Source organism: Lysobacter yangpyeongensis (assembly GCF_042655745.1).
In the GTDB taxonomy this organism is placed as follows: Bacteria; Pseudomonadota; Gammaproteobacteria; order Xanthomonadales; family Xanthomonadaceae; genus Agrilutibacter; species Agrilutibacter yangpyeongensis.
The window spans coordinates 1-3,096 of record NZ_JBHSNM010000020.1 but is presented as its reverse complement, the minus strand read 5'-3'; the positions used below and the strand labels follow the sequence as shown (position 1 = coordinate 3,096).

At 57.3% G+C, this 3,096-nt stretch carries 5 protein-coding genes; all 5 read right to left on the bottom strand.

The window, feature by feature from the left end; all coding sequences use genetic code 11:
• Positions 1-84: 84 nt before the first annotated feature.
• Positions 85-630 (bottom strand): hypothetical protein, encoded by a 546-nt coding sequence (locus tag ACFPN1_RS16210; RefSeq protein WP_386756258.1) that lies wholly within the window; start codon positions 628-630, stop codon positions 85-87.
• A gap of 70 nt (positions 631-700) precedes the next feature.
• Complete coding sequence (locus ACFPN1_RS16205) at positions 701-1,021, bottom strand: type II toxin-antitoxin system RelE/ParE family toxin (protein ID WP_386756257.1); 321 nt, start codon at positions 1,019-1,021, stop codon at positions 701-703.
• The gene (locus tag ACFPN1_RS16200; protein WP_097122957.1) at positions 1,009-1,266 is read right to left on the bottom strand and encodes a type II toxin-antitoxin system Phd/YefM family antitoxin; all 258 of its coding nucleotides are present in this window, start codon (positions 1,264-1,266) and stop codon (positions 1,009-1,011) included. Before ACFPN1_RS16200 ends, ACFPN1_RS16205 begins: the two co-directional genes overlap by 13 nt.
• Positions 1,267-1,430: 164 nt before the next feature.
• Positions 1,431-1,667 carry a hypothetical protein gene (locus ACFPN1_RS16195; protein ID WP_386756221.1) on the bottom strand — a complete coding sequence of 79 codons (237 nt, stop codon included), beginning with the start codon at positions 1,665-1,667 and terminating at the stop codon, positions 1,431-1,433.
• A gap of 731 nt (positions 1,668-2,398) precedes the next feature.
• Positions 2,399-2,965, bottom strand: a complete 567-nt coding sequence (locus ACFPN1_RS16190) for a hypothetical protein (RefSeq protein ID WP_386756256.1) — start codon at positions 2,963-2,965, stop codon at positions 2,399-2,401.
• Positions 2,966-3,096: the final 131 nt, after the last annotated feature.

Genomic DNA, 3,096 nt, shown 5'->3' with positions numbered 1-3,096 from the left:
CATAGCAAGAAAGGCAATAGCCAAGATGGCGCCGATCTTTCCTCCAACGTGTAGGTCTCTCATTGTGCTGGCCTAACGCCTGAATTAAGCCGAGCCGCGAAGCGGCTTCGGCTTGAATGAATTGTTAGGCCGCTCTCCGGAAATTGCAGAGAGGATGACGCCCTCTAGGGAACGAACTAGAGGCGAAGCAGGGAGCATCGCTATCCGTAGTGCGAGCAGGAATGCCCCCAAGATGCCTAGCACGAGAAGGAACTCGCCAGGTGATCCGTCTATATGGACGTGCCGGGGAAGAAACACTGCGGAAAAGATGATTGCGGAGAGCATGAGAATGCCGGCAGACAACCAGACCTTGAAGAGTCGCATTGCCACAATCCTGCCCCTGAGCAAAGCTACTCCATCCTCCTCTACGAATGCGCCCATAAAACGAGGACGGAATGGATTGATGAATAATGTATTGCCTTGATGCAGAAAGACCTCGTGCCTAGTGACGTATCCATGAAGCAGCGCATCCCTGCCGGGGGCCGGCAAGATGGACTCGTCGGCAATAGCCGTCAGACGTCCAACGGCCTCTGAGACCGAAAGGCTGCTGCGGTACTCAACTGAGAAATCGCCAAAGAGGTAGTGGGTCAAGGACATGGTTGGTGCGGCCTAACGCCTGAATTAAGCCGAGCCGCGAAGCGGCTTCGGCTTGAATGAATTGTTAGACCTTTGCCCGCTTGGCGCGAGACGCAAGCTGTCTTTTACGCAGCAGACGCTCTGAGCGCATGACGTGAAGGATGAAAACCTTGTGTCCGTCATAGCGGTAGAAGACGCGGCAGGGCGGCTCCACAATCTGGCGGTAGCGGGAGCGCCCGAGCTCTTGAGGACGGCTACCGCTCTCTGGATGGTCAGCCAGCTGTTCAACGTGAGCGAAGATGCGCTTGACAAGCTCCGAGGCTGCGACGGGACTTTCCAGTGCGATGTAATCGGCAATGGCATCCAAATCGCTCAGGGCTGGCTCCGACCAAATTATTTCAGCCATCGGGCAAGGCGCTTTTTGGCCTGAGCGTGCGTGGCCACCCGACCCTCAGCTAGCGCCTGCTCCCCTCGGGCAATGCCCTCAAGAACGGCCATGCGTTGCTGCATTAGCTGATAGGTTTCAACGTCCACCAGGTAGGCGCTGGGCAGGCCATGCTGAGTAATAAGAATGGGCTCCTTATCCCGCTCGATGTCCGAGAGGAGCTCGGTGGCCTGGCGCTTGAGGGTAGTGACGAGTTCGGTGCGCATGAAGTGACACTACAATATCACTTTGGGTGGCGCAAGTGGCTGACGCAAAGGTCTAACGCCTGAGTTAAGCCGACCCGCTGCCACAGCAGTCGGAGAACGGCGGACGACCAATTTGCGAGTCGTTCAAGACGAAGCCGCGAAGCGGGTTCGGCTTGAACGAATTGTTAGGCGCCGCCACGCTGCCCGCGACGACGCCATACCTGAAGCGCCCCAATGCCAAGGCAGATCACGGCCGGCCAGAACGTAAAGAAGAACAGCAGGCCGGGGCCAATTGGATTTGGGTTTGGATCCGGCCAGAGCCCGATCGCGGCAAGCAGAATAATGGCAAGCAGGGGTGTCCAGCCGAGCACTGCGATGATCGCGCCAATCTTGAAGAGCCGATTGCTCCAAAGGGCCTTCATCCGAGACCTCCACTAAGGCGCCTAACGCTCAAGGTAACCCGAGCCGCGAAGCGGCTTCGGGTTGAGTGCGTAGTTATACGGGGCTGGCTGAGATGCCCGAGACATTGGATTGCAGCCCCCCGATAGCTACTGGTGGCCGATACGGTATCAAGTTGTCGGACGGGGCTCTACCCGGAAACCGTGATGCGGGCAGCAACCGAAGGAGTAGGGCAATGGGAGCACCGTGAGCTGTCCGCTAAAGGCCGAAGTCGCATGACTTTCCGATGGCGAGAGTCGCAAAGGCCGCTTACCGGAGCCGACTGCGAACGATGCGAGAGGGTGGCCTAGATGCGAGCGCTGGCAAGGCAGTCCCAGCACCGTATAACGCCTGAATTAAGCCGAGCCGCGAAGCGGCTTCGGCTTGAATGAATTGTTAGGCAGCACCGACTCGATATGCATTTACGACGCCTTTTTTGCCCTTTGTGATATTGCCGCAAATGAAAGAGCAAGAGCACACGGACCAGCGGCTTGTATACCAAGAATAAGCCCGCAGATGATGCACCCAACCATGCTTCTAGCTGCAAGGCGATAGTCTTTCTTAAGCGTAATCGCCAGGATGGCGGGGAGGAGCCCGCATATAGAGCCAATACCCAAAGCGCCTAAGACTCTTGCTGCAGTCATCGAGGTCTTTCCGTGCTGCCTAACGCCTGAATTAAGCCGAGCCGCGAAGCGGCTTCGGCTTGAATGAATTGTTAGCCCGCACCGCCGGCCTTGCATGCGACGCCAAGCCATTGCTGGACTATTGGTAGCTTGATGGCAGCCGTGGCACCTAATGCGAATGCCGCTGCTAGCAAGCCCAGGACGCTTAGCCAAAGGCTATGAGGGACATGGTCGTACAACCAGCTCAGCGTAACTGTCTCGGGCACGGCTAGTGGGCCATTGGACTGGGTGACCGGAGCGGCAGGGTCTGTCTGCTGCGTAACTTCCGGGGGCGCGGTTTTCAGTACCCCGGGGTTCTCCTTTACTCGCGTGACTACGGCGCTCACGATGTTGGTGATGCGCTCCACTGAGTTTAAGGACGGCGAGGCCAAGTGATTGCTAATGCCCTCGTTGTAAGTGCTTACGACCAACTCGGAGTAGGAGTTGCGACCGAAAAGATCCTGGAACAGATCTCGCAGCTCAATCACGACTTGGTGCAGCCGCGAGGAGTCACCTGCGCCAATGCGGATTGCGCTGTGTGTCCGAGTAAAGCGCGAGCGGATTGCCTGCAGCTCTTGCTCGTAGCTGTTGAGTCTCTCAATCGCTCGGATCTGATCCATGCGGGCTAACGCCTGAATTAAGCCGAGCCGCGAAGCGGCTTCGGCTTGAATGAATTGTTATGCAGCCAGGAGAACCGGAGAACTTGGCTGCTGAAGAGATCTTAGCTCAGGACAATCGGTGCCCGAGAATC

What these genes read in the sequence shown, in the direction of transcription:
- ACFPN1_RS16205 (WP_386756257.1), bottom strand. Translation starts at nt 1,021, where the DNA reads ATGGCTGAAATAATTTGGTCGGAGCCAGCCCTGAGCGATTTGGATGCC.
- ACFPN1_RS16200 (WP_097122957.1), bottom strand. Translation starts at nt 1,266, where the DNA reads ATGCGCACCGAACTCGTCACTACCCTCAAGCGCCAGGCCACCGAGCTC.
- ACFPN1_RS16195 (WP_386756221.1), bottom strand. Translation starts at nt 1,667, where the DNA reads ATGAAGGCCCTTTGGAGCAATCGGCTCTTCAAGATTGGCGCGATCATC.
- ACFPN1_RS16190 (WP_386756256.1), bottom strand. Translation starts at nt 2,965, where the DNA reads ATGGATCAGATCCGAGCGATTGAGAGACTCAACAGCTACGAGCAAGAG.